Genomic DNA, 22,163 nt, shown 5'->3' with positions numbered 1-22,163 from the left:
GTGTACCAGTTGTCATGCCAATGGCAGTGCTGGGTAGCCAAGTTTGGACGGGATAAGCGCTGAAAGCATCTAAGCGCGAAACCCACCTCAAGATAAGACTTCCCATTCCGTTAAGGAAGTAAGACCCCAGGAAGAATACCTGGTAGATAGGCTAGGAGTGTAAGGGCAGTAATGTCTTAAGCGGACTAGTACTAATCGGTCGAGGACTTGACCAAAAGCTCACTTTTAAGTTTTGTGTGTTTTGTTAATCTAGTGACAATAGCGAGGAGGATACACCGGTTCCCATTCCGAACACCAGAGTTAAGCTCCTCAGCGCCGATGGTACTTGGGGTTACCCCCTGGGAGAGTAGGTCGTCGCTAGGTCATTCCTCAGTAGCTCAGTTGGTCAGAGCAACCGGCTGTTAACCGGTAGGTCGTAGGTTCGAGTCCTACCTGGGGAGCCAATTTTAAATTCTCACCGTTCGCAAGAACGGTTTTTTTATTTAGTTGCATTAATTGAAAAAATAGTATAAAATACATATAATGCTGTGTATATGCATATTAATAAAAAATTAGGGGAAAATAATACATTATACTATAATAAATTTACTTATTATAGCATAAAATTATTATGAGGTGATTAAAATGTCAAAAATGAAGACGCTGTTAATCACAGGGACTCTAGTGGTAACAGCGGCTGTGACAGCAGCTTCAGGATTTAATCCAAAAAGTAAAGTCACAATTTTCACTGATGATGGATTTATTGAAGTAAAAACTGATAAAACATCGGTAGAAGAAATTTTAAAGGAAGCAAATATTACATTAACTAATATACATCAAGTGTATCCTGCAAAAGATGAGGATATAGTGACAAACTTTATTGCTATTAAAGAAGGGGCAAAAGTTTTATTAAAGGTGGATGGAGAAGAATATAAAATTCTTTCCTGGGCAGATACTATTGAAGACCTTTTAAAAGAACAAAAAATTGAATTAGGAGAAACAGATATAGTTAATTTACCCCTCCATCAAAGATTAATAACAGGCCAAGAAATTCAAATTATTAGAGTGGAATCAGAAATCATTACAGAGAAAGTAGCTATACCTGCTTATAATTACTATTATTACGATACCCGACTACCTCTAGGAAGTCATAGGGTATATAAGCAGTCAAGGGATGGGTTGAAAGAAATAACATATAAAGTAACATATAATGATGGAGAAGAAGTATCAAGGATAAAACTAGATGAAAAAGTTTTATCAGAACCTCAACCTGGGATAATTCATCAAAATACCCGCGAACTTGCTTCCCGTTCTTCGAGGGAATATGCGGTAGTTGGTGTAGCCTCTTGGTATGGTGATAAGTTCCATGGTAATAAAACCGCCAGTGGAGAAATTTATGATAAAAATAAATTAACAGCTGCCCACAGAACTTTGCCCTTTGGAACATTAGTTGAAGTGACTTTTTTACGAACAGGAAAATCAGTAGTTGTAAGAATTAATGATAGAGGACCTTTTGTTGATGGTCGAGTTATTGACCTTTCAGAAGCTGCTGCTAGAGAAATTGGGCTTCGCCCTTATGGTATTGGAGATGTAAGGGTAAGGGTTATAGGTATTAGTCGTTAAAAATAAGGGAAAGAGGTTTGTTTTTTAGGACTGTCTTAATAGACAGTCTATATTTTTTTATATACATAATACCTAAGAAAACTTTTGATTTGGAAAAAATTAATACCTAGTTTAAAAAGGATTTTAGCTTATATTTAGCGAATTTATATAATATCAAATAAAAGGGGAGTGGGTTTCGAGCAAGGGAAAAAGTAGGATATATTTCATTTAATTTTTAATTAACACAGTAGAAACTTTTATAAAATAAAGGGGGAGATTACAATTAAAATATTAAAATATTTAAGTATCGTTCTCATAATCTTTTTATTAGTAGGCTGTACAGTAGATACATCTACTCCTAATTTACAAGAACCTGACCCTGATGAAAATATTGTTGATTTAGAGCCTAGTGATGATGAAAAGGAACCTGATGAAGATGAGAAGCCACTAATTACAGGTCCATTCATCGAAAGACCAAAACATGTTAAAGGTATCTACTTAACGGGTAATTCTGCAGGATTAAAAGACAGATTTAATAGTCTTGTGGAGTTAGTTAACTCAACAGAACTTAACTCTATGGTTATTGATGTTAAAAATGACCATGGAGAATTATCTTACAGAAATACAGAAGTTGAACTGGCAATTGAAATTGGTGCTAATACTAACAAAATTAGTGATATTGAAGCTCTAATGGAAACCCTTGCTGAAAATAATATTTATCCTATTGCTAGGGTTGTAGTATTTAAAGATAACAAACTAGGCACCAAAAGACCTGATTTAGCAGTTAAAAACCTCGATGGTAGTGTTTGGGTTGAATCAGGTAGTAAAGTAGCTTGGGTTGATCCCCATAGTAGAGAAGTGTGGCAATATGTGGCCGATGTTGCTAAAGAAGCTGCCAGATTAGGTTTTAGAGAAATACAGCTAGATTATGTTAGATTTCCTGATAGGGTAGGGGATAGGGTAAAGTTCGATCATTTAGAATCCTTTGACTTAATCCCAGAAGGAGAAGAGTATACTAGATCTAAAGTAATTGCTGAGTTTATTAAATTTATACGAAAAGAGTTGGAACCGTATAATGTAGAATTATCTGCCGATATTTTTGGACTTATCGGAACAGTCCAAGGGGATATGGGGATTGGTCAACATTTAGAAACTTTATTAGGTTCTGAAGCCCTAGATTTAATTTGTCCTATGGTATATCCATCCCACTATCACCATAATAATTACGGTTTATATCCTTCAAATAATGCAAGGCCTTATGAAACTGTAAAATATGCATTAATAGATTACCAAACTAGGATAGCAGCTATGAACTCTAATGTAATGATTAGACCGTGGTTACAAGGATTTTCTCAAGGACAGCCACCTTATGGTCCCCATGAAGTAAGGGAACAAATAAGGGCCGCTCAGGAGTTAGGGATATTTGAATACCTAATTTGGAATCCTAGTAATCAGTATCATCACATAGCCGATGCCTTTAGATAATTAAAATTAAATATTATTAAGTAATAAACCCATAGTGGCTAACATCACTATGGGTTTTACTATTACTTTTTCCAATAAATTCTTTAGTTAAATATTGACAATAATAAATTAAAGTAATATTATATAATTAGAAAGTCAAAGAAAGTCAAAGTCAAGGAGGGCTGACAATTGTCAAGTCTTAGTAATCAAATAGAAAAATATATTTTAAGTCTGTTGAAAATGTCTAGTAACAATCAAATAGAAATTAAGAGAAATGAGCTGGCATTTATTTTAAGTTGTGTTCCTTCTCAAATAAACTATGTTTTGCAAACGAGGTTCACACCTGAACGGGGATTTAAAGTAGAAAGTCAAAGGGGTGGTGGTGGATATATTAGGATAACTAAAATTACCCCTTCAGCTAAAGAAACAATGAAGTATTTATCTACTATCTTAGAGAAAGGTATTAGCTATAATCAGTGTAAAGATTTAGTTTTACGATTACAAGAAGAAGGCATATTTACAAAAAGGGAAGGGAAAATACTAATAGAAATAACAAAGGCAGAAGTTTTAGGGATTCCTTTACCTTTAAGGGACAAAGTTAGGGCAGAAATTTTAAAGAATGCTTTAATTACTGTAATAGAATAAATCAGGAGGTGATTAAAATGTTGTGTCAAGAGTGTAAAAAAAGGACGGCTACCGTTCATTTTACCAAAATAGTAAATGGTGAAAAAATGGAATTAAAGCTTTGTGAAGTATGTGCTAAAGAACGGGGTGAGTTAGATTTTAGTTATGGAGATCATTTTTCTTTTCATAAGCTATTATCTGGTTTACTAGATTTTGATGAATTTGGAGTATTAGGAGGGAAGGCTAAGGAACGAATAACGTGTAAAGGATGTGGCCTTACAGAAGAAAGTTTTGTTAATAATGGTCGTATGGGATGTAGTCAGTGTTATGATGTTTTTGGCTTTAAATTAAATTCTTTACTAAAAAGAATTCACGGAAGTACCAATCATGTAGGTAAAGTACCTATAAGGGTTGGAGGTCAAATCCGCCTTAAAAAACAGATTCAAAGTTTACGGGATAAGTTAAATATTTGTATAGCTAAAGAGGATTTTGAACAAGCGGCTATTCTGAGGGATAAAATTAAAGAATTAGAAAAAAGGCAAAAGGGGGGAGAATAATGGCTTTAGAAGGCTTTATTAACCAAAACTCTAGTAAATGGATGGAAGAAACAAATCAACCTTTTTCAGATGTGGTATTAAGTAGCCGTATTCGTCTAGCAAGGAATATACATGGTTTGCCTTTTCCCTCTGTAGCGGATTCAAAAAGTCTTAAAGAAGTAGAAAAGATAATTGGTAAAAGGATGAGTGGTTTAGAAGATTTCAAATTTTTCTCAATGAATGGTCTAACCCATGAAGATAAATTAACATTAGTTGAGAAACATTTAATAAGTCCTCAACTAATAAATGAAAATAAAAATAGTGGTGTATGGTTAAATAAAGATGAATCAGTAAGTATTATGGTTAATGAAGAAGATCATATTAGAACACAGGTAGTATTGCCGGGGTTAAACTTAGAAGAAGGCTATAAAATAGCTGATGAAATAGATGATCAGTTAGAGGCCCATATCGATTTTGCCTTTAGTGAAAATATTGGTTATTTAACGGCATGTCCTACTAATGTCGGAACTGGTTTAAGGGCGTCGGTTATGGTTCATTTGCCCGCTTTAGTACTTACTAAGCAAATTAATCGGATTCTTACCGCCGTTTCTCAACTTGGTCTAGCGGTGAGGGGAATATATGGTGAAGGCTCTGAGTCATTAGGGAATATTATGCAAATATCAAATCAAGTGACTTTAGGGCAGAGTGAGGCTGAAATTATTGATAATTTAAAAAGGGTTACTAAACAAATTATCGATCATGAATATAACAGCAGAAAGTACTTATTAGAGGAAAATCAAGTGAATGTTAAAGATAAAGCGTATAGGGCCTATGGGATTTTATCTAATGCTTATAGTATATCTTCTAAAGAAGCTTTAGAATTACTATCTTATTTAAAACTAGGAGTGGATCTAAAATTTATAGAAGGAATCAAACCACAATTTTTTAAACAATTAATTGTTATAACTAGACCAGGATTTTTACAAAAACTTTATGGACATACTTTAAATACAGAAACTAGAGATATTAAAAGGGCTGAAGTTATAAGGGAAATTTTAAAAAAATAGGAGGTGTATTTTATGTTTGAGAGATTTACTACTCGAGGTAAACAAGTAATTTCCCATGCCCAAGAAGAGGCAAGGAGATTAGGTCATAATGTTGTAGGTACTGAACATATTTTGTTAGGATTAATAAAAGAAGGTGAGGGTATAGGGGCAAGGGTTTTAGCTAGTCTTAATGTAAGTAGTGATCAAGTTAAAAAAGAAATTGAAAATCTAGTAGGAATAGGTCAACAAATAATTGAAGGACAAATAGGGTTTTCTCCCAGATCTAAAACTGTTATTCATTTAGCAATGGAAGAAGCTCAAATGTTAGGTCATAACTATGTAGGAACAGAACATATTTTATTAGGTTTAATTAGAGAAGGAGAAGGAATAGGAGCTAAGGTACTAGAAAATTTAGGGGTAAATCTAGAAAAGGCTAGGGAAGAAGTTTTAAAACAATTAGGCCAAGAGTTTTCGCCTAAATCTCCATCACATAAAAACAAAAAAAGACATAAACCAACGCCAATGTTAGATAATTTTGGGCGAGACTTAACTAAAGAAGCGGAAGCAGGGAAATTGGATCCTGTAATTGGTAGAAAGGATGAAATAGAAAGGGTTATTCAGGTATTAAGCAGAAGAACCAAAAACAATCCGTGTTTAATAGGAGATCCTGGAGTAGGTAAAACTGCTATAGCTGAAGGATTAGCACAAAGGATTGTAGCCGGTGATGTTCCCGAAACTTTAAAAGATAAAAGATTAGTAACTCTAGAATTAGCTTCCGTAGTTGCAGGAACTAAATATCGTGGCGAATTTGAAGAGCGTCTCAAAAAACTAATGGATGAATTTAAAGCTGCTGGTAATGTGATATTATTTATAGATGAAATCCACACTATTATAGGGGCAGGTGGTGCAGAAGGGGCTATTGATGCTTCTAATATAGTAAAGCCTGCTTTGTCAAGGGGAGAATTACAAACAATAGGTGCAACCACTTTAGATGAATATCGTAAACACATTGAAAAAGATCCTGCATTAGAACGGCGTTTTCAACCTATTATGGTAGGTGAACCTACTAAAGAAGAGGCGATAGAAATATTAAAAGGCTTGCGGGATAAATACGAAGCACATCATAGAGTAAAAATTAGTGATGAAGCTATTGAAGCGGCAGTGAAACTATCAGACAGGTATATTACCGACAGGTTTTTGCCTGATAAAGCAATTGATTTAATAGATGAAGCTGCATCTAAATTGAGGTTAAGTACCTTTACTGCTCCTTCAGACTTAAAAAATTTAGAGCAAGAATTAGAAGAGATTAGAAAAGAAAAAGATGCGGCAGTTAGATCTCAAGAGTTTGAAAAAGCTGCTAAGTTAAGGGATAAAGAAAGGGAAATTAAAGAAAAACTTGATCAGGTAAAAGGAGAATGGGAGAAAAAACAGGTTTCTGATAAGTATGTAGTAACACCTGAACATATAGCTCAGATAGTTTCTAGCTGGACCTCTATACCTGTGAAAAAATTAGAAGAAGATGAAGCAGAACGCTTATTAAAATTAGAGGAAATATTGCACAAAAGGGTTATTGGTCAAGAAGAGGCAGTAAAAGCAGTAGCACGGGCAGTAAGAAGGGCTAGAGCTGGGTTAAAAGACCCGAAACGTCCTATCGGTTCCTTCATTTTCTTAGGACCTACAGGAGTAGGTAAAACAGAGTTGGCTAGAGCTTTAGCAGAAACATTATTTGGTGACCAAGATGCAATGATCCGTTTAGATATGTCTGAGTATATGGAGAAACATACAACATCTAGATTAGTAGGTGCTCCTCCAGGTTACGTGGGATATGAAGAAGGAGGACAGTTAACAGAAAAAGTTAGGAGAAAACCCTATTCAGTTATACTATTTGATGAAATAGAAAAGGCCCATCCAGAAGTATTTAATATTTTATTACAAGTTTTAGAGGATGGAATATTGACTGATGGAAAAGGTAGAAGGGTGGATTTCAGAAATACAGTAATAATAATGACTTCCAATGTAGGGGCTAATCTAATTAAGAAAGAAGCTACATTAGGGTTTAAACCTAGTGATGGAGAATCTAACTATAAAAATATGAAAGATAAGGTTATGGAGGAGTTAAAAAGAACTTTTAGGCCAGAATTTTTAAACCGTATCGATGAAATAATAGTCTTCCATAACTTAGAAAAAGAACATATAAAAGAGATAGTTAAGCTTCTCTTTAATAAGTTTAAAGAAAGAGTTAAAGAGTATGGAATCGGTATTGAGGCTACTGAAGAAGTATATAACCATTTGGCAGATGAAGGATTTGATCCAAATTACGGTGCTAGACCTTTAAGAAGGGCAATTCAGCGTTTAATAGAGGATAACTTATCTGAAGAAATTTTAAAAGGTACTATTAAAAAAGGCGATAAAGTAGTAGTAAAACTAGAAGACGGAAAACCTGTATTTATAAAAGAATAAAAAATAAATATAGGACCTTGAGGTCCTATATTTATTTTTTATTTACTGAAGGAATTTTTGTAAACTACAGAGAATAATATGGTATAATAATTATTTGAAGGTAAAGATAATAAAAGGTGTTGATAAGATGGGGAAAAATAAAACAATATTTATATGTCGAGAATGTGGTTATGAGTCGATCAAATGGGTAGGGAAATGTCCCAGTTGTTTAAGCTGGAATACGATGGATGAAGAAGTAAAAAGCACCTCTGGCCCTAAAGGTGCATTTAGTTATTTAAATAAAATATCCCAACCTGTTTCTATAAAAGACATAATTTTTGATGAACAAAATAGAGTATCTTCAGGAATTTCTGAGCTAGATCGGGTATTAGGAGGAGGAATAGTAGATGGCTCTTTAATATTGATAGGGGGGGATCCTGGTATAGGTAAATCTACAATACTCTTACAAACCTCTAATAATTTAGCAAAACAGGGAAATGTTATTTATATATCAGGAGAAGAATCACTACAACAAATTAGGTTAAGGGGTCAAAGACTAGGAGTTACTAATGAAAACTTATATTTATTAGCAGAAACGGAAGTTAATACTATTTTAGAAGTAGTTAATAAATATAATCCAAGGTTTTTAATTGTGGATTCTATTCAAACAATCTTTAATAAAGATTTACCTTCAGCTCCAGGTAGTGTTTCCCAAGTAAGAGAATGTACAGGGATGCTTATGGGTATAGCTAAAAATACAACTACTACAATTTTTATTGTTGGTCATGTTACAAAAGAAGGGGGGATAGCTGGACCAAGGGTACTGGAGCATATGGTAGATACTGTTCTTTACTTTGAAGGTGAGCGTCATCAATCTTTTAGAATACTAAGGGGTGTTAAAAATAGGTTTGGTTCTACCAATGAAATCGGAGTATTTGAAATGACAGAAAAAGGCCTTAAAGAAGTATTAAACCCTTCAGAACTATTTTTATCTCAAAGGCAGGTAGAAGGTGCTGGTTCAGTTGTTACTGCTAGTTTAGAAGGGACAAGACCAATTTTAATTGAAGTTCAAGGGTTGGTAAGCCCTACAAATTATGGTACCCCTAGAAGAATGACTGATGGAGTTGATTACAACCGAGTAGCTTTATTAATGGCGGTTCTGGAAAAAAGAGCAGGTTTGTTTTTAAATAGTTATGATGCATATGTAAACATTGCTGGGGGAGTAAGAGTCAATGAACCAGCTGCAGATTTAGCTGTAGCATTAGCAATAGCTTCAAGTTTTAAGGAAAAAACAATTCCTAGAGATTGGATTGTTTTAGGTGAAGTTGGTTTAACTGGAGAAGTCAGAAGTATTAACAGGTTAGAGATTAGGTTAAAGGAAGCTCAGAAACTTGGTTTTACAAAGGCTTTGATACCTTATGGTTCTACAATTCCACAAATTAGCGGACTTGAAGTATATCCAGTAAAAACAGTTAGAGAAGGCATTGATGTAGTTTTAGGAGGTTAGGGCAATATGCAAAGTATAAGAGGAGAAGAAGATAAATTACTAAAGACATTGGAATTAGTAGCCCCAGGAACTGCCTTAAGAGAGGGATTAGAAAATGTACTACGGGCTAAAACTGGAGCTTTAATTGTGGTAGGTGAAAGCCCACAACTTAAAGAATTAGTAGATGGAGGATTTTATATCAATAGTGACTTTACTCCTGCTAATCTTTATGAGTTAGCTAAAATGGATGGTGCAATAATTCTAAGTTATGATGCAAAAAAAATATTATATGCTAATACTCAGTTAATCCCTGATTCAACGATACCCTCTACAGAAACTGGAATTAGGCATAGAACTGCAGAGAGGGTGGCAAAACAAACAGGGGAATTGGTTATTTCTATATCTCAAAGGAGAAACGTCATCACCTTGTACAAAGGGTTTATGAAATATGCCCTTAAAGACATTAGTGTAATTTTAAATAAAGCTAATCAGGCTATTCAAACCTTAGATAAATATCGTTCAGTTTTAGAACAAGCCTTAATCAATTTAAGTGCCCTAGAATTTGAGGAAATGGTTAATGTAGGTGATGTAGCCAAGGTCTTACAGAGGTATGAAATGGTTTTAAGGATAGTTCAGGAATTAGACAAATATATTGTAGAACTAGGGGATGAAGGTAGGCTAATCAGAATGCAGTTAGAAGAGCTAATTAGTAACATCGAAGAGGAAGGGTATTTAGTAATTAAAGACTATATAGCTGAAGGTAATGATAAAACCCCAGAAGAAATACTGAGGCAGATGTCTCAATTAAGTTCTGAAGATTTATTAGAGTTAACCATGATAAGTAAAATTTTAGGCTATGGTGGTAGTGTCTCTACTTTAGAACAACCGGTATTATCTAAAGGGCATAGAATTCTCAACAAAATTCCGAGATTACCTATGCCAGTTATTGAAAACACTGTAAAAGAGTTGGGAGGACTTCAAAATATACTAGTAGCAACGATAGAAGAACTTGATGATGTAGATGGAATAGGTGAGGTTAGGGCAAGGGCTATTAAAGATGGTTTAAGAAGATTACAACAACAAGTTTTATTAGATAGACATGTATAAAGAGGTGATGAAAATGTTAATGATAATTAAACGAATAATCCCAAGTATTTTTACTTTAGGGAACTTAATTTTTGGTTTAATCGCCCTTTTAATGATTATAGAAGGAAACCCTAATTTAGGGGCAGCCTTCATTATAACTGGTATGCTCATGGATGGCCTAGATGGGAGGATAGCAAGGGCTTTAGGGGTTAGTAGTGAGTTCGGTAAAGAATTAGATTCCTTGTCAGATTTAGTTACCTTTGGCGTAGCTCCAGCCTTTATAGCATATACTTTAGCCCTCAATGAGTTAGGTTTATTAGGTATATTTTTATCTTTTGCTTTCGCCCTCTGTGGTGCCATCCGTTTAGCCCGCTTTAATGTTATTGATCCTGTACCTGGTTTTTTTATTGGTATGCCGATAACTATGGCAGGGGGAATTTTAACTATCATAATGACTTATCAAAATGTTATTTCTACTCCTTTTTTGGCCTGTATAACTATATTATTAGCTTATTTTATGATTAGTACTGTAAAATATCCTGATTTTAAAAAAGTTGGCATGTCAAAATTTTTACAAGCTTCAATTGTTTTCTTTTTCCTTTTTGTAATTTTTGTATTAAAGTTTAGAGAACTAATATTTTTTCCAGTAATTATTTATATCCTTATAGGTTTAAAAGAACAAATACTAATTCTCGTTAGATTTTATAAAAGTAAAAGATTTATATCTAAATAATTTAAGGAGCCTTTAAGGCTCCTTAATTGTTAACTCAAATTAAATTTTCCTAAGATACTGATTTTGCCGTATTCTTTTTTAAGTATTTCCGAGAGGTCTAAATTTAATAAATTACATAATGAAACAAGATAAAAAAGATTGTTGCCTAACTCCATTTCAATTATTTCTTTACAACTATCACATAGTTCGCCTTCGAGATGTGTTTCCATAAAATTTTTCATTTGTTCAAGATCAATGTCTGGAGGAAGGTCTTTCTTAGATGCAGTAATATTTAAACACCCACAATTTGTGACTGCCTTTACCACTGAACGGTTAACCCTGGCATTGGATTCTTGAAATTTTGATAAAACATCTAATATACTTCTATGTCTAACTAATAGTTCATCTACTTTATCTTGAAAGGTTTTACAGTCAATATCTCTCATTGTTGCCTTCACTCCTCTAACTCTTTTATAAATATTATATCTATTAAATAAAGGCTTTGTCAAACGGAGTTAGAGGAAAATATCAAAAACTTTAATACTTTATTTTTTTAACCAAGTATATTGACAAGAAAAGTTATTGTATGATATTATTTAATTTTTTGACAAAACAGAACATTTTATGGTAAAATATAGATGATTATTATTTAAAGGGGTGAATTTAATTATGTTTAAAATAGGAGATAAAGTCCTTTATCCAATGCATGGAGCTGGTATTATAGAAAATATTGAAGAAAGGGAAGTCCTAGGAGTTAAACATCAGTACTATGTGTTGCGAATTCCTATTGGTTCAATAAAAGTTTATATCCCTTTAAATAAAGTATCAGAGGTAGGGGTAAGACCCATTATAGATAAAAAGGAATTGGTAAAGGTTTTTGAAGTATTGCAGGGAAAAGCTAGTCCTTTACCTACCAATTGGAACAGAAGGTATCGCCTTAATTTAGAAAAAATAAAGGATGGGGATATCTTAAAAGTTGCTGAAGTAGTCCGGGATCTTACAATACGGGATAAGGAAAGGGGTCTATCTTCTGGAGAAAAAAGGATGTTAGAAAGTGCGAAACAAATTCTCATAAGTGAAATTGTATTATCTAAGGGGATAGATGAAAAAGAAGCAGGAGAGATGATTTTAAAGCATTTTGCATAATATTTATAGATAATTTATTTTTTGTATCTGTATATATTTTTTCAGATGGTTTATAATATAATTTAGTATTACTTCATAGGAGGTGAAGGGTAGAAGTGTTTGATAAATTATTTAGGATAATATCCTTGATTGTGGGTATATCTATTGGTTATTTAGTTTCTTTCCCGTTATTGGAATTTTTCGAGCTTTCCCCTTTTAAGCAACATGGCGGTGCAGTGGTGACAGGTATCTTTATTGGAATCATATGTTATTTTATTTTTCCTAAGTTAGTTAATTATTTTAGAAATATAGGTCAATGGATTGATAATAAATTACAAACTACTCCAGTTCAAGACATCTTAGCTGGTATAATAGGTTTGTTAATAGGTCTAATTATAGCTTATCTATTAATTCATCCTTTCCGTCAGTTACCAATAGTAGGCCCTATTCTTCCGATTTTTACTAATATAATTTTTGGCTACTTAGGTTATGTTGTAGCTGTTAGCAAATGGGAAGATCTTTACAATTTATTTTCTAGAAGTACAAAAGAAAAAGGTATTAGTAATAGTCAAGTTTGTAAACTTCTAGATACAAGTGTTATAATTGACGGTAGAATTGCTGATATTTGTCATGCTGGCTTTATTGAAGGGAAAATTATAATTCCAAGTTTTGTCTTAGAAGAGTTAAGACATATAGCAGATTCCTCAGATACATTAAAAAGAAACAGAGGGAGAAGGGGATTAGATATTTTAAATAGAATACAAAAGGAATTAAAAATCCCAGTGACAATTATCGATGATAATGATTCAGAAGGTTTAGAAGTGGATAGTAGGTTGGTAAAGATGGCTAAAAGTCTAAAGGGAATGGTTGTTACCAATGACTATAATCTTAATAAAGTTTGTGAATTACAAGGTGTACCTGTACTAAACATCAATGAGTTAGCCAATGCTGTAAAACCGGTAGTGCTACCAGGGGAAGAAATGTTAGTACAAATAGTAAAAGACGGTAAAGAATCAGGGCAAGGAGTAGCTTACCTTGACGATGGGACCATGATAGTGGTAGAAGGTGGTAAAAGGCATATTGGGGAAAATTTAGAAGTTTTAGTAACTAGTGTACTTCAAACTGCTGCAGGGCGTATGATTTTTGCTAAAATTAAAAGTAATGATAAAGCTTGTTAATATAAGGGGAGAAAAAGATGAAAAATATTGCACTTATAGTTGCTGCTGGGAGCGGTAATAGAATGGGCACTAATATAAAAAAACAGTATTTAAAATTAGCGGGTCAACCAATGTTGGCCCGCACTGTGTTAATTTTTGAAAAAAGTAAAAAAATAGATGAAATAATTATAGTAATCCCTCAAGGAGATGAACAATTTGTAAAAAAAGAGATCTTAAAAGACATAACCTTTACAAAACCTATAAGGTTAGTTAGCGGAGGTTTTAATCGGGGAGAATCAGTATATAATGGTTTAAAAACCTTGACAGATAGTGGAGAAGATATAGTCCTTATCCACGATGGAGCTCGCCCATTTATCAATGAAAGTCTAATTGAAAGATTATTACAATTTTTGAGGAATAACCCAAAAGAAATAGGGGTAATACCAGTAATTAAGGTAAAAGACACTATAAAAATTGTGAAAGAAGATACTGTTATAAGTACACCACCTAGAAATGATCTTTATGCTGCTCAAACTCCCCAATGTTTTTATGTTTCTAAATTATTGCCGATATTTAAAGAAGTAGAAAAGGAACTTTATAAGTTTACAGATGAAAGTTCCCTTGTGGAAGCCTTTGGCTACAAAATAAAAACAGTATTAGGAGAAGAACATAATATTAAAATAACTACTCCCCAGGATTTGCTTATAGGAGAATTTTTATTAAAGGAGGGTCTAGCATGAAGGTGGGGCTAGGATTTGATGTACATAAATTAGTAGATAACAGAAAACTTATAATAGGGGGAGTGGAAATTCCTTACAATAAAGGTTTAGAAGGGCATTCAGATGCCGATGTTTTAGTTCATGCTATAATGGATAGTTTACTAGGTCCTGCTAATTTAGGGGATATCGGTAAAATATTTCCTGATACTAGTGAAGAATTTAAAGGTATTTCAAGTTTAATTTTATTAGAAAAGGTTAAATTTCTTTTGGAGGAAAAAGGTTATTCTATAATAAATATTGATTGTGTGATAATGGCACAAAAACCTAAAATGGCTCCCTATATTACTAAAATGCAACAAAAAATTGCTTCTATACTTAAAATTGATGAAGAAGCAATTACTATTAAAGCTACTACTACAGAAAAGCTAGGTTTTGTGGGAAGGGAAGAGGGGATAGCAGCTCAAGCTGTTTCATTAATTAAATTGAAGAAAAATAAAAATATGGTATAATAATTTATTGAGATTATTAGTGGAGGTATAAAAAATGAGTATTTATAAAGTCCGTTACGCCCCAAGTCCTACAGGACCTTTACATATTGGAGGAGCTAGAACTGTACTATTTGATTATTTATTAGCAAAACAAAATAACGGGATATTTTTAATTAGAAGTGAAGACACAGATTTAGCCAGATCATCTGCCCACTGGGAAGATGCTATATTAGATAGTATTGAGTGGTTAGGTCTTAGTTGGCAGGAAGGATTGCGAGTAGGAGGAGAAAATGGTCCTTATCGCCAAACAGAAAGATTACATATTTATCAACAGTATTTAGATAAGTTATTTTCTGAAGGCCATTGTTATAAATGTTTTTGTACTGAAGAAGAGATAGAAAAAGAAAGACAAATAGCATATGCTAAAGGGGAAACACCTAAATATAGCGGAAAGTGCCGTAATTTAACCCCTGAACAAATTAGTGAACTAGAACAACAAGGAAGAAAGTTTGTTATAAGATTTAAAGTTCCTCAAGGGAAAATAATTACCGTTGATGATAAAGTAAGGGGATTAGTCCAATTTGAAAGTGATGGTATTGGTGATTTTGTTATAGTTAAATCAGATGGCATCCCTACATATAATTTTGCTGTGGTTATAGATGATATTACGATGGGTATTACCCATGTAATTAGAGGTGATGAACACCTTTCCAATACCCCAAGGCAAATTTTAATTTATGAAGCCCTTAATGCTCCCTTACCAGTTTTTGGACATGTATCTATTATTTTAAATGAACAAAAGAAAAAAATGAGCAAGAGGGATGGGGATACTAGTATAGATCAATACAGAGAAAAAGGGTATTTACCTGAGGCGATGATAAACTTTTTAGCTTTGTTAGGTTGGGCCCCTGAAGGGGAGAAAGAGTTTTTTACATTAGATGAGTTAGTAAAAGAGTTTTCTTTAGAAAGGGTTTCTAAAAATCCTGCAGTCTTTAATTTGGAAAAATTAAGATGGATGAATTCTGTATATATTAAAAAAATGGATATAAAAGATTTGACAAATAGGGTTAAACCTTTCTTAAAAGAACATATTCCAAATATTGACGAATATGATTCTTCATGGTTGGAATTTGTCGTAGAAACTTATCGTGAAAAAATGACAGTTTTGTCAGATATCGTCCCTTTAACTGCTGACATTTTTCATGATGATATCGATTTTGAAGATGAAAAATGTCGGGAAATTCTACAGGAAGATACCGTTGAGTCAGTAATAAATCTTTTTAAAGAAAAAATTATCCAAGCTGAAGAATTAAATTATTCAAAGGTTGAAGAGATCTTAAAATCTCTAACTAAAGAACTAGGTTTAGGTGGGAAAAAGGTATTTATGCCTTTAAGGGTAGCCTTAACAGGTAAAACCCATGGTAGTGAGTTATATAGCTTAATACCAATTTTAGGTAAAGAAAGGGTTATAAAAAGAGTTGATTATATGATGGCAAAAAGGTAAAATATATTAAAAAACAGTGAGAGGGATTTGCACCCCTTGAGTTTTTACGGTTTGCCCCGTTATCGGCTCTAAAGATGGGCTTATTGCCTGAAGTAGAGTGGAACCGCGACGCAAATCGCCTCTATAATTATAGGGGCGATTTTTGTATTTTGTAAAATTTGCAAAATTTAATTAGAATAATAAAATAAGTGGTAGGTGAGATTACAAATGTTTAAAGAACTAAAAAATGATATAAAGGCAGTAAAGGATAGGGATCCAGCAGCTAAAAATGTTTTAGAAATAATTTTATGTTATCCAGGGGTTCATGCTTTATTTTTCCATAGAATAGCCCATAGGTTATATAAAAGGAGATTTATGGTATTAGCTAGACTTATATCTCAATTTTCAAGGTTTTTAACTGGGATTGAAATTCATCCTGGAGCAAAACTCGGGAAAGGGATCTTTATTGATCACGGTTCTGGGGTGGTAATTGGAGAAACTGCGGAAGTTGGGGATAATGTTACAATTTATCAAGGGGTAACTTTAGGTGGTACCGGAAAAGAAAAAGGTAAAAGGCACCCTACTATAAAAGAAAATTGTGTCATTGGAGCAGGTGCTAAAGTATTAGGTGCTTTTACTGTAGGAGCAAATTCCAAAATAGGAGCCGGGGCGGTAGTATTAGAAGAAGTCCCTCCAAACTCTACAGTGGTAGGGGTTCCTGGAAAAATTGTTATAAATAACGGAGTAAAGCTAAACAAGGAGTTAGATCATAGTGATTTACCAGATCCTATGATGGTTATGGTAATGTGTCTACAAAGACAAATTAATGAATTGCAAAAAGAAATCAGGGAGATTAAAAAAGGAGGCGAATTAAATGATTAAATTGTATAATAGTTTAACTAAAAGGGTTGAAGAATTGCAGCCTGTTAATGAAGGAAAAATAAAAATGTACGTATGTGGCCCAACGGTCTATAATTATTTTCATATTGGCAATGCAAGGACTTTCCTGATGTTTGACGTTATTCGTCAATATTTAAAACAAAGGGGTTATGAAGTTACCTATGTTCAAAATTTTACTGATATAGATGATAAGCTTATTGTTAAAGCCAATGAATTAGGAATAACAGTAAAGGAACTAGCTGAAGAGATGATTATCAAATATTTCGAAGATGCTAGAGCCTTAAGAATTAAAGATGCTGATTTTCATCCCAAAGCAACAGAGACTATCGATGAAATTATTAAAATAATCCAAGGGTTAATAGACAAAGGCTTAGCTTATATAGGTGGAAAAGATGTATTCTTTGATACTGAAAAATTCAAAGAATATGGTAAATTATCTGGTCAGAATTTAGAAAAATTAGAAGTGGGTTCTAGGGTGGAAGTAGATGTAAATAAAAAAAATCCTTTAGATTTTGTTTTATGGAAAGGTGCTAAACCCGGTGAACCTAAATGGGAAAGTCCTTGGGGAGAAGGAAGGCCTGGCTGGCATATTGAATGTTCAGCTATGTCTAAAAAACATTTAGGGGAAACCATTGATATTCATGGCGGTGGAGAAGATTTGGCTTTTCCCCATCACGAAAATGAAATAGCTCAAAGTGAAGGGCTTTCTGGCAAAACTTTTGCTAAATATTGGCTCCATGTAGGGTTTTTACAAATTGATAACAAGAAAATGAGTAAATCTGAAGGTAATAGCTTGATGGTAAGGGATTTAAGGCAAAAATTCTCACCCCTTGCTATCCGATTGTTTTTAATGTCCGGTCACTATAGAAACCCAATAAATTTTAGTGAAGAATTATTACAAGGGGCTCAAAGGAGCCTAGAGAGAATAAATACTGCTTATGATAATTTAAATTATGCAATTAACTCCGCTACAGAAGATGAGCTGGATCTTATAGATAAGGAAACAATAACTAAAGCTGATGAGTTAGTAGAAAAGTATTTTAGAGTTATGGATGATGATTTTAATACTGCTGATGGTTTAAGTGTATTATTTGAGTTAGTCAGGGAAATCAATATTTACTTACAAAGAGAAAGAAATAATTTGCTAGTATTAAATCATCTCCGCACAGCTTTTGAAAAGATCAATCAAGTATTTGACTTATTATGGGGAAAAGAAGAACAATTAAATACTGAAATTGAAAGGTTAATTGAAGAAAGGCAGCAAGCAAGAAAGGCCAAAAATTTTAAGAGGGCAGATGAAATTCGAGATCAGTTGCTAAGTATGGGTATAATTTTAGAAGATACAAAAAATGGCGTGAGGTGGAAGTTTGTTGGAAAAGAATAAGCTAGAACAAGAAGTCCCTGTTTTAGCTTTAGCCTTTGTAGGAGATTCTGTTTATGATACTTTTATAAGGTCGATGTTAATTAAACAGGGAAAAGTAAAACCCAATTTATTACACAAAAGGGCAACGAAATATAACAAAGCTAAGGCCCAAAGTTTAGCATTCTCAAAAATTCTTCTGATTCTAAATGAAAAGGAAAGGCAAATGGCAATGAGGGGTAGAAATGTAAAAGGGAATACTACCCCTAAAAGCGCTACAGTGAGGGAATATAAAAATGCAACGGGCCTTGAAGCTTTGATAGGATATTTATATTTAGCCCAAGATCTCGATAGACTAGAGGAACTTATGAACCTAATAGTCGAGATAATTGACGGGGAAGGAGTGGAGATGGAGTATGAAAGTTGAGCTATTGAGTTATACACCCAATTGTGAAGAAATAGTAGCTTTAGCTGCTAGGCTTTGTTATTCAGCAGATGATATAACAGAAATTAAAAGTAAAATGGAGGGGGAAAGGGGAGTTAAGTTAATTGAAAAATTATTGGATTTAGGCCATGAATCTCCCTTTGAACACATAAGTTTTACTTTTGGGATAAGTGGAGTTAGCAGAGCACTAACCCATCAATTAGTTAGGCACAGAATAGCTAGTTATTCTCAAAAATCCCAAAGATATGTATCAGAAAAAAATTTTGAATACATTATACCTCCTAAAATTAAAAACAATCCTGAAGCTAATAAAATTTACCAGCAGTTAATGGTAGAAATAGGGGAAAAGTATGAAAAATTAGTGGAATTAGGGATAAAAAATGAAGATGCAAGGTATGTTTTACCCAACAGTTGTGAAACTAAAATTGTTGTAACAATGAATGCAAGAAGCCTCTTTAATTTTTTTAAGCATAGGACTTGTGTTAGAGCTCAATGGGAAATAAGGGCATTAGCTAATGAAATGTTAAAGTTAGTAAAAGAAAAGGCTCCTACTGTTTTTAAAAATGCAGGGGCAAATTGTCAATGGCTAGGATTTTGTCCAGAAGGTGATATGAGTTGTGGGAAGGTCCCTACCTTAAAGGAGGCATTAGAGTGAAAGAAGACGTAGTTTATGGCAAAAATCCTGTAAAAGAGCTTCTCCTAAATAGGAGGAGGATAAATAAAATTTATATACAAAAAGGCTTTAAAGATCAAAAAATAGTGGAGCTTGCAAAAACTTCTGGTGCTGTGATTAAGTGGTGTGATAAATCTTTTTTAGATAAATTGACTGAAGGCAATAATCATCAAGGGATTGGAGCATCTGTAAGCCCTAAAGAATACACTCCCCTTGAAGAAATTTTAGATAATATCGAAAAACAAGGGAAGCAAGGTTTTCTGGTGATATTAGATTCTTTAGAAGATCCTCATAATTTAGGCTCTATCATAAGGACTGCCAATGGCGCTGGGGTAGATGGGATAATAATTCCTAAACATAGAGCTGTTCCCCTTACTTCTACCGTTGCTAAAGTGGCAGCAGGGGCTTTAGAGCATGTTCCTGTGGCTCAAGTAGGAAATTTAGTTCAAACTATTGAACTATTAAAAGAGCGGGGGTATTGGATATTTGGTGCTGATATGGATGGTCAAACTTATTATCAGGCAGATTTAACAGGAAAAATTTGTTTGGTCATTGGTGGAGAAGGTAAAGGAATAGGACAGTTAGTTAAAAAACATTGTGACGTTATTCTAAAAATTCCCTTAAAAGGTCAGATTAACTCCCTTAATGCCAGTGTGGCTGCTGGTATATTGATTTATGAAGTGGTTAAACAAAGGGATAACGGGTAAAGAGGTTTTAATTATTGATGGGTATAACTTTTTATATGGGTATTTTAAAGAAAAAACCAAGGATAGGGAGCTAACAGAGCTAAGGGAGGAAATAATAAATAAACTTCTAGAATATCAAAAATTTACCGGGGAAAAGGTGATATTAGTATTTGATGCTTATAGGGTAAAGGGCAGTTGGAAATTAGAGAATGTCGACGGATTAGAAATAATTTACACTAAGTTTGGTCAGACAGCCGATGCCTTGATTGAGCGTCTGGTTAAAGAATTAACAGAGTCACATGTTAGAGTAACTGTGGTAACCTCAGATTATACCCAACAACAGTTTGTGATGGGAAAAGGAGCTATTAGAAAATCTAGTAGAGAATTTATTGAGGATATCAAGAATACAGAAAACAAAATTAGTGATAAAATTCGGAAAAATAAAGGGGATTTGGGAAATACTCTATCTGATCGAATAGATAAAAATACATTGAAAACCTTAAAAAATAGGTTTTCTTTGAAAAAGGGTTGACGGTTATTTCCCGCTAGGGTATAATTTATTTCATAAGAATGGGGGAGGGTTTACAGTGGCTTTAACTGCTAAACAACGTTTTGAAAATATGACAGATGAATGTATAGCCATTCTAGCTTGTCAAGGAGACCCGGAGGCGACAGAATTTCTTATTCATAAATATAAAAATTTTGTCCGCTCCAAAGCCCGTTCTTATTTTTTAATCGGGGCTGATAAAGAAGACATTATTCAAGAAGGTATGATTGGTCTTTATAAAGCTATCCGAGATTTCAAAGGTGATAAATTAACTTCCTTTAAATCATTTGCCGAACTTTGTGTAACTAGGCAAATTATTACAGCAATTAAAACAGCTACCCGTCAAAAACACATCCCACTTAATTCTTATGTTTCTTTAAATAAGCCAATTTTTGATGAAGATTCTGATAGAACACTGTTAGATATACTATCAGGTCTTAAAATTACTGATCCAGAAGAGTTAATGATTAACGAAGAAGAGTATATAGATATAGAGAAAAAAATGGGAGAAATTTTAAGTGGTTTAGAGAGAAAGGTTCTAATGCTTTATTTAGAAGGTAAATCTTATCAAGAGATAGCAGTAGAATTAAAACGCCATGTAAAATCTATTGATAATGCTCTGCAAAGGGTAAAAAGAAAACTAGAGCGTTATTTGGAAATAAGAAATTTATAAAAAAATGATAAAAAAATCTTGACAAAGAAAAAAATAATGTGTATAATAAATTTTGTCGTTGATCAGTTAATAAAAATGGAGAGGTTCCCGAGTTGGCCAAAGGGGGCAGACTGTAAATCTGCTGGCTCCGCCTTCACTGGTTCGAATCCAGTCCTCTCCACCAATATTATTGTTAATAAGCGGGTGTAGCTCAATGGTAGAGCTCTAGCCTTCCAAGCTAGCTACGTGGGTTCGATTCCCATCACCCGCTCCAAATTATGTTCAAATAATCTTAAATATATGCTCGCGTAGCTCAGGAGGTTAGAGCGCATCCTTGGTAAGGATGAGGCCACCGGTTCAACTCCGGTCGTGAGCTCCATGAAAATGGCGGCATAGCTCAGTTGGCTAGAGCATACGGTTCATACCCGTAGTGTCCGGGGTTCAAATCCCTGTGCCGCCACCAAAATATGAGTATAAATGCTTAGGGGAAATCCTTAAGCATTTTTTATTTAGTTTATTGCAAAAACTAGCAGGAATTTTTAAAAATATCTAGAAATAAAAAAACAAATCCATATTATAAGGGGGTAAAAATAATGGCAAAAGCTAAATTTGAACGTACAAAGCCACACGTTAACGTTGGTACAATTGGCCACGTTGACCATGGTAAAACAACATTAACTGCAGCTTTAACAACAATTATTTCTACAACTGGTGGAGCTCAAAAAATGGCATATGACCAAATCGATAAAGCTCCAGAAGAAAGGGCAAGGGGAATCACAATCTCTACAGCCCACGTTGAGTATGAGACAGAAAAACGTCACTACGCACACGTAGACTGCCCAGGCCACGCTGACTATGTAAAAAACATGATCACTGGTGCCGCTCAAATGGATGGTGCAATCTTAGTAGTATCAGCTGCTGATGGTCCAATGCCACAAACCCGTGAGCACATTT

23 protein-coding genes, 5 tRNA genes and 2 rRNA genes are annotated in these 22,163 nt (G+C 33.8%); 29 read left to right on the top strand and 1 reads right to left on the bottom strand.

Annotated elements, in window-relative coordinates; translation table 11 throughout:
* From BMX60_RS08155 to pssA, 12 genes are all read left to right on the top strand, one after another.
* A 23S ribosomal RNA gene (locus BMX60_RS08155) occupies positions 1-215 on the top strand; the annotation flags it as partial.
* A gap of 33 nt (positions 216-248) precedes the next feature.
* A 5S ribosomal RNA gene (gene rrf, locus BMX60_RS08150) occupies positions 249-363 on the top strand.
* A gap of 3 nt (positions 364-366) precedes the next feature.
* Positions 367-443: transfer RNA gene (locus BMX60_RS08145), tRNA-Asn, on the top strand.
* 181 nt (positions 444-624) lie between these two features.
* Positions 625-1,602, top strand: a complete 978-nt coding sequence (locus tag BMX60_RS12390; protein WP_091351007.1) for a septal ring lytic transglycosylase RlpA family protein — start codon at positions 625-627, stop codon at positions 1,600-1,602.
* Positions 1,603-1,845: 243 nt separating this feature from the next.
* The gene (locus BMX60_RS08135; protein WP_091351006.1) at positions 1,846-3,066 is read left to right on the top strand and encodes a putative glycoside hydrolase; all 1,221 of its coding nucleotides are present in this window, start codon (positions 1,846-1,848) and stop codon (positions 3,064-3,066) included.
* 168 nt (positions 3,067-3,234) lie between these two features.
* Entirely contained in the window at positions 3,235-3,690 is a 456-nt protein-coding gene (locus tag BMX60_RS08130) for a CtsR family transcriptional regulator (protein ID WP_091351005.1), read from the top strand.
* Between the two features lie 17 nt (positions 3,691-3,707).
* Positions 3,708-4,226 (top strand): UvrB/UvrC motif-containing protein, encoded by a 519-nt coding sequence (locus BMX60_RS08125; RefSeq protein WP_091351004.1) that lies wholly within the window; start codon positions 3,708-3,710, stop codon positions 4,224-4,226.
* Entirely contained in the window at positions 4,226-5,272 is a 1,047-nt protein-coding gene (locus BMX60_RS08120; RefSeq protein ID WP_091351003.1) for a protein arginine kinase, read from the top strand. Before BMX60_RS08125 ends, BMX60_RS08120 begins: the two co-directional genes overlap by 1 nt.
* 12 nt (positions 5,273-5,284) lie before the next feature.
* Positions 5,285-7,711, top strand: a complete 2,427-nt coding sequence (locus tag BMX60_RS08115; protein ID WP_091351002.1) for an ATP-dependent Clp protease ATP-binding subunit — start codon at positions 5,285-5,287, stop codon at positions 7,709-7,711.
* Positions 7,712-7,838: 127 nt separating this feature from the next.
* A complete protein-coding gene (radA, locus tag BMX60_RS08110) occupies positions 7,839-9,197 on the top strand; it encodes a DNA repair protein RadA (protein WP_091351001.1) in 1,359 nt (452 codons plus the stop codon).
* Positions 9,198-9,203: 6 nt separating this feature from the next.
* Positions 9,204-10,283: a DNA integrity scanning diadenylate cyclase DisA gene (gene disA / locus BMX60_RS08105; protein ID WP_091351000.1), complete on the top strand. Its 1,080-nt coding sequence runs from the start codon at positions 9,204-9,206 to the stop codon at positions 10,281-10,283.
* 13 nt (positions 10,284-10,296) lie between these two features.
* On the top strand, positions 10,297-10,995 hold the full coding sequence (gene pssA / locus BMX60_RS08100; RefSeq protein WP_177159749.1) for a CDP-diacylglycerol--serine O-phosphatidyltransferase: 699 nt from the start codon (positions 10,297-10,299) through the stop codon (positions 10,993-10,995).
* Between the two features lie 29 nt (positions 10,996-11,024).
* Here pssA and BMX60_RS08095 read toward each other — a convergent pair whose 3' ends face one another.
* Complete coding sequence (locus BMX60_RS08095) at positions 11,025-11,420, bottom strand: DUF1573 domain-containing protein (RefSeq protein WP_091350998.1); 396 nt, start codon at positions 11,418-11,420, stop codon at positions 11,025-11,027.
* A 223-nt stretch (positions 11,421-11,643) separates the two neighbouring features.
* Between BMX60_RS08095 and BMX60_RS08090 the strand changes: the two genes are divergently transcribed.
* From BMX60_RS08090 to BMX60_RS08010, 17 genes are all read left to right on the top strand, one after another.
* The gene (locus BMX60_RS08090) at positions 11,644-12,120 is read left to right on the top strand and encodes a CarD family transcriptional regulator (RefSeq protein ID WP_091350997.1); all 477 of its coding nucleotides are present in this window, start codon (positions 11,644-11,646) and stop codon (positions 12,118-12,120) included.
* Between the two features lie 95 nt (positions 12,121-12,215).
* Positions 12,216-13,277 carry a PIN/TRAM domain-containing protein gene (locus tag BMX60_RS08085; RefSeq protein ID WP_091350996.1) on the top strand — a complete coding sequence of 354 codons (1,062 nt, stop codon included), beginning with the start codon at positions 12,216-12,218 and terminating at the stop codon, positions 13,275-13,277.
* A gap of 17 nt (positions 13,278-13,294) precedes the next feature.
* Positions 13,295-13,996 carry a 2-C-methyl-D-erythritol 4-phosphate cytidylyltransferase gene (gene ispD / locus BMX60_RS08080; protein WP_091350995.1) on the top strand — a complete coding sequence of 234 codons (702 nt, stop codon included), beginning with the start codon at positions 13,295-13,297 and terminating at the stop codon, positions 13,994-13,996.
* Positions 13,993-14,484, top strand: a complete 492-nt coding sequence (gene ispF, locus BMX60_RS08075; protein ID WP_091350994.1) for a 2-C-methyl-D-erythritol 2,4-cyclodiphosphate synthase — start codon at positions 13,993-13,995, stop codon at positions 14,482-14,484. Before ispD ends, ispF begins: the two co-directional genes overlap by 4 nt.
* A gap of 40 nt (positions 14,485-14,524) precedes the next feature.
* Positions 14,525-15,967: a glutamate--tRNA ligase gene (gene gltX / locus BMX60_RS08070; protein WP_091351009.1), complete on the top strand. Its 1,443-nt coding sequence runs from the start codon at positions 14,525-14,527 to the stop codon at positions 15,965-15,967.
* 207 nt (positions 15,968-16,174) lie between these two features.
* A complete protein-coding gene (gene cysE, locus BMX60_RS08065; RefSeq protein WP_091350993.1) occupies positions 16,175-16,828 on the top strand; it encodes a serine O-acetyltransferase in 654 nt (217 codons plus the stop codon).
* Positions 16,824-18,230, top strand: coding sequence for a cysteine--tRNA ligase (cysS, locus tag BMX60_RS08060; RefSeq protein ID WP_207648422.1), 1,407 nt, complete (start codon positions 16,824-16,826; stop codon positions 18,228-18,230). Before cysE ends, cysS begins: the two co-directional genes overlap by 5 nt.
* Positions 18,217-18,633 carry a Mini-ribonuclease 3 gene (locus tag BMX60_RS08055; protein WP_177159748.1) on the top strand — a complete coding sequence of 139 codons (417 nt, stop codon included), beginning with the start codon at positions 18,217-18,219 and terminating at the stop codon, positions 18,631-18,633. The genes cysS and BMX60_RS08055 overlap by 14 nt, the downstream gene beginning before the upstream one ends.
* A complete protein-coding gene (gene thyX / locus BMX60_RS08050) occupies positions 18,623-19,306 on the top strand; it encodes an FAD-dependent thymidylate synthase (protein ID WP_091350990.1) in 684 nt (227 codons plus the stop codon). The genes BMX60_RS08055 and thyX overlap by 11 nt, the downstream gene beginning before the upstream one ends.
* The gene (gene rlmB / locus BMX60_RS08045) at positions 19,303-20,031 is read left to right on the top strand and encodes a 23S rRNA (guanosine(2251)-2'-O)-methyltransferase RlmB (RefSeq protein ID WP_207648421.1); all 729 of its coding nucleotides are present in this window, start codon (positions 19,303-19,305) and stop codon (positions 20,029-20,031) included. The genes thyX and rlmB overlap by 4 nt, the downstream gene beginning before the upstream one ends.
* The gene (locus BMX60_RS08040) at positions 20,000-20,542 is read left to right on the top strand and encodes an NYN domain-containing protein (RefSeq protein ID WP_091350989.1); all 543 of its coding nucleotides are present in this window, start codon (positions 20,000-20,002) and stop codon (positions 20,540-20,542) included. Before rlmB ends, BMX60_RS08040 begins: the two co-directional genes overlap by 32 nt.
* A 55-nt stretch (positions 20,543-20,597) precedes the next feature.
* The gene (gene sigH, locus BMX60_RS08035; RefSeq protein WP_072908265.1) at positions 20,598-21,230 is read left to right on the top strand and encodes an RNA polymerase sporulation sigma factor SigH; all 633 of its coding nucleotides are present in this window, start codon (positions 20,598-20,600) and stop codon (positions 21,228-21,230) included.
* 77 nt (positions 21,231-21,307) lie between these two features.
* Positions 21,308-21,393: transfer RNA gene (locus BMX60_RS08030), tRNA-Tyr, on the top strand.
* Between the two features lie 16 nt (positions 21,394-21,409).
* A tRNA-Gly gene (locus BMX60_RS08025) sits at positions 21,410-21,483 on the top strand.
* Positions 21,484-21,511: 28 nt separating this feature from the next.
* Positions 21,512-21,588: transfer RNA gene (locus tag BMX60_RS08020), tRNA-Thr, on the top strand.
* A 7-nt stretch (positions 21,589-21,595) separates the two neighbouring features.
* Positions 21,596-21,672: transfer RNA gene (locus tag BMX60_RS08015), tRNA-Met, on the top strand.
* A 130-nt stretch (positions 21,673-21,802) separates the two neighbouring features.
* Positions 21,803-22,163: GTP-binding protein (locus BMX60_RS08010; protein ID WP_177159747.1), on the top strand; the 361-nt coding region annotated here is incomplete at its 3' end.

The organism is Anaerobranca gottschalkii DSM 13577 (genome assembly GCF_900111575.1).
Taxonomy (GTDB): domain Bacteria; phylum Bacillota; class Proteinivoracia; order Proteinivoracales; family Proteinivoracaceae; genus Anaerobranca; species Anaerobranca gottschalkii.
Note: the sequence above shows the minus strand (reverse complement) of the source record. Positions and strands in the feature narration are given on the sequence as shown.

Bases quoted from the DNA above. Each gene is read 5' to 3' on its own strand.
- BMX60_RS12390 (WP_091351007.1), top strand. From the start codon at position 625: ATGTCAAAAATGAAGACGCTGTTAATCACAGGGACTCTAGTGGTAACA.
- BMX60_RS08125 (WP_091351004.1), top strand. From the start codon at position 3,708: ATGTTGTGTCAAGAGTGTAAAAAAAGGACGGCTACCGTTCATTTTACC.
- BMX60_RS08120 (WP_091351003.1), top strand. From the start codon at position 4,226: ATGGCTTTAGAAGGCTTTATTAACCAAAACTCTAGTAAATGGATGGAA.
- BMX60_RS08115 (WP_091351002.1), top strand. From the start codon at position 5,285: ATGTTTGAGAGATTTACTACTCGAGGTAAACAAGTAATTTCCCATGCC.
- radA (WP_091351001.1), top strand. From the start codon at position 7,839: ATGGGGAAAAATAAAACAATATTTATATGTCGAGAATGTGGTTATGAG.
- disA (WP_091351000.1), top strand. From the start codon at position 9,204: ATGCAAAGTATAAGAGGAGAAGAAGATAAATTACTAAAGACATTGGAA.
- pssA (WP_177159749.1), top strand. From the start codon at position 10,297: ATGTTAATGATAATTAAACGAATAATCCCAAGTATTTTTACTTTAGGG.
- BMX60_RS08095 (WP_091350998.1), bottom strand. From the start codon at position 11,420: ATGAGAGATATTGACTGTAAAACCTTTCAAGATAAAGTAGATGAACTA.
- BMX60_RS08090 (WP_091350997.1), top strand. From the start codon at position 11,644: ATGTTTAAAATAGGAGATAAAGTCCTTTATCCAATGCATGGAGCTGGT.
- ispD (WP_091350995.1), top strand. From the start codon at position 13,295: ATGAAAAATATTGCACTTATAGTTGCTGCTGGGAGCGGTAATAGAATG.
- ispF (WP_091350994.1), top strand. From the start codon at position 13,993: ATGAAGGTGGGGCTAGGATTTGATGTACATAAATTAGTAGATAACAGA.
- cysE (WP_091350993.1), top strand. From the start codon at position 16,175: ATGTTTAAAGAACTAAAAAATGATATAAAGGCAGTAAAGGATAGGGAT.
- thyX (WP_091350990.1), top strand. From the start codon at position 18,623: ATGAAAGTTGAGCTATTGAGTTATACACCCAATTGTGAAGAAATAGTA.
- BMX60_RS08040 (WP_091350989.1), top strand. From the start codon at position 20,000: ATGAAGTGGTTAAACAAAGGGATAACGGGTAAAGAGGTTTTAATTATT.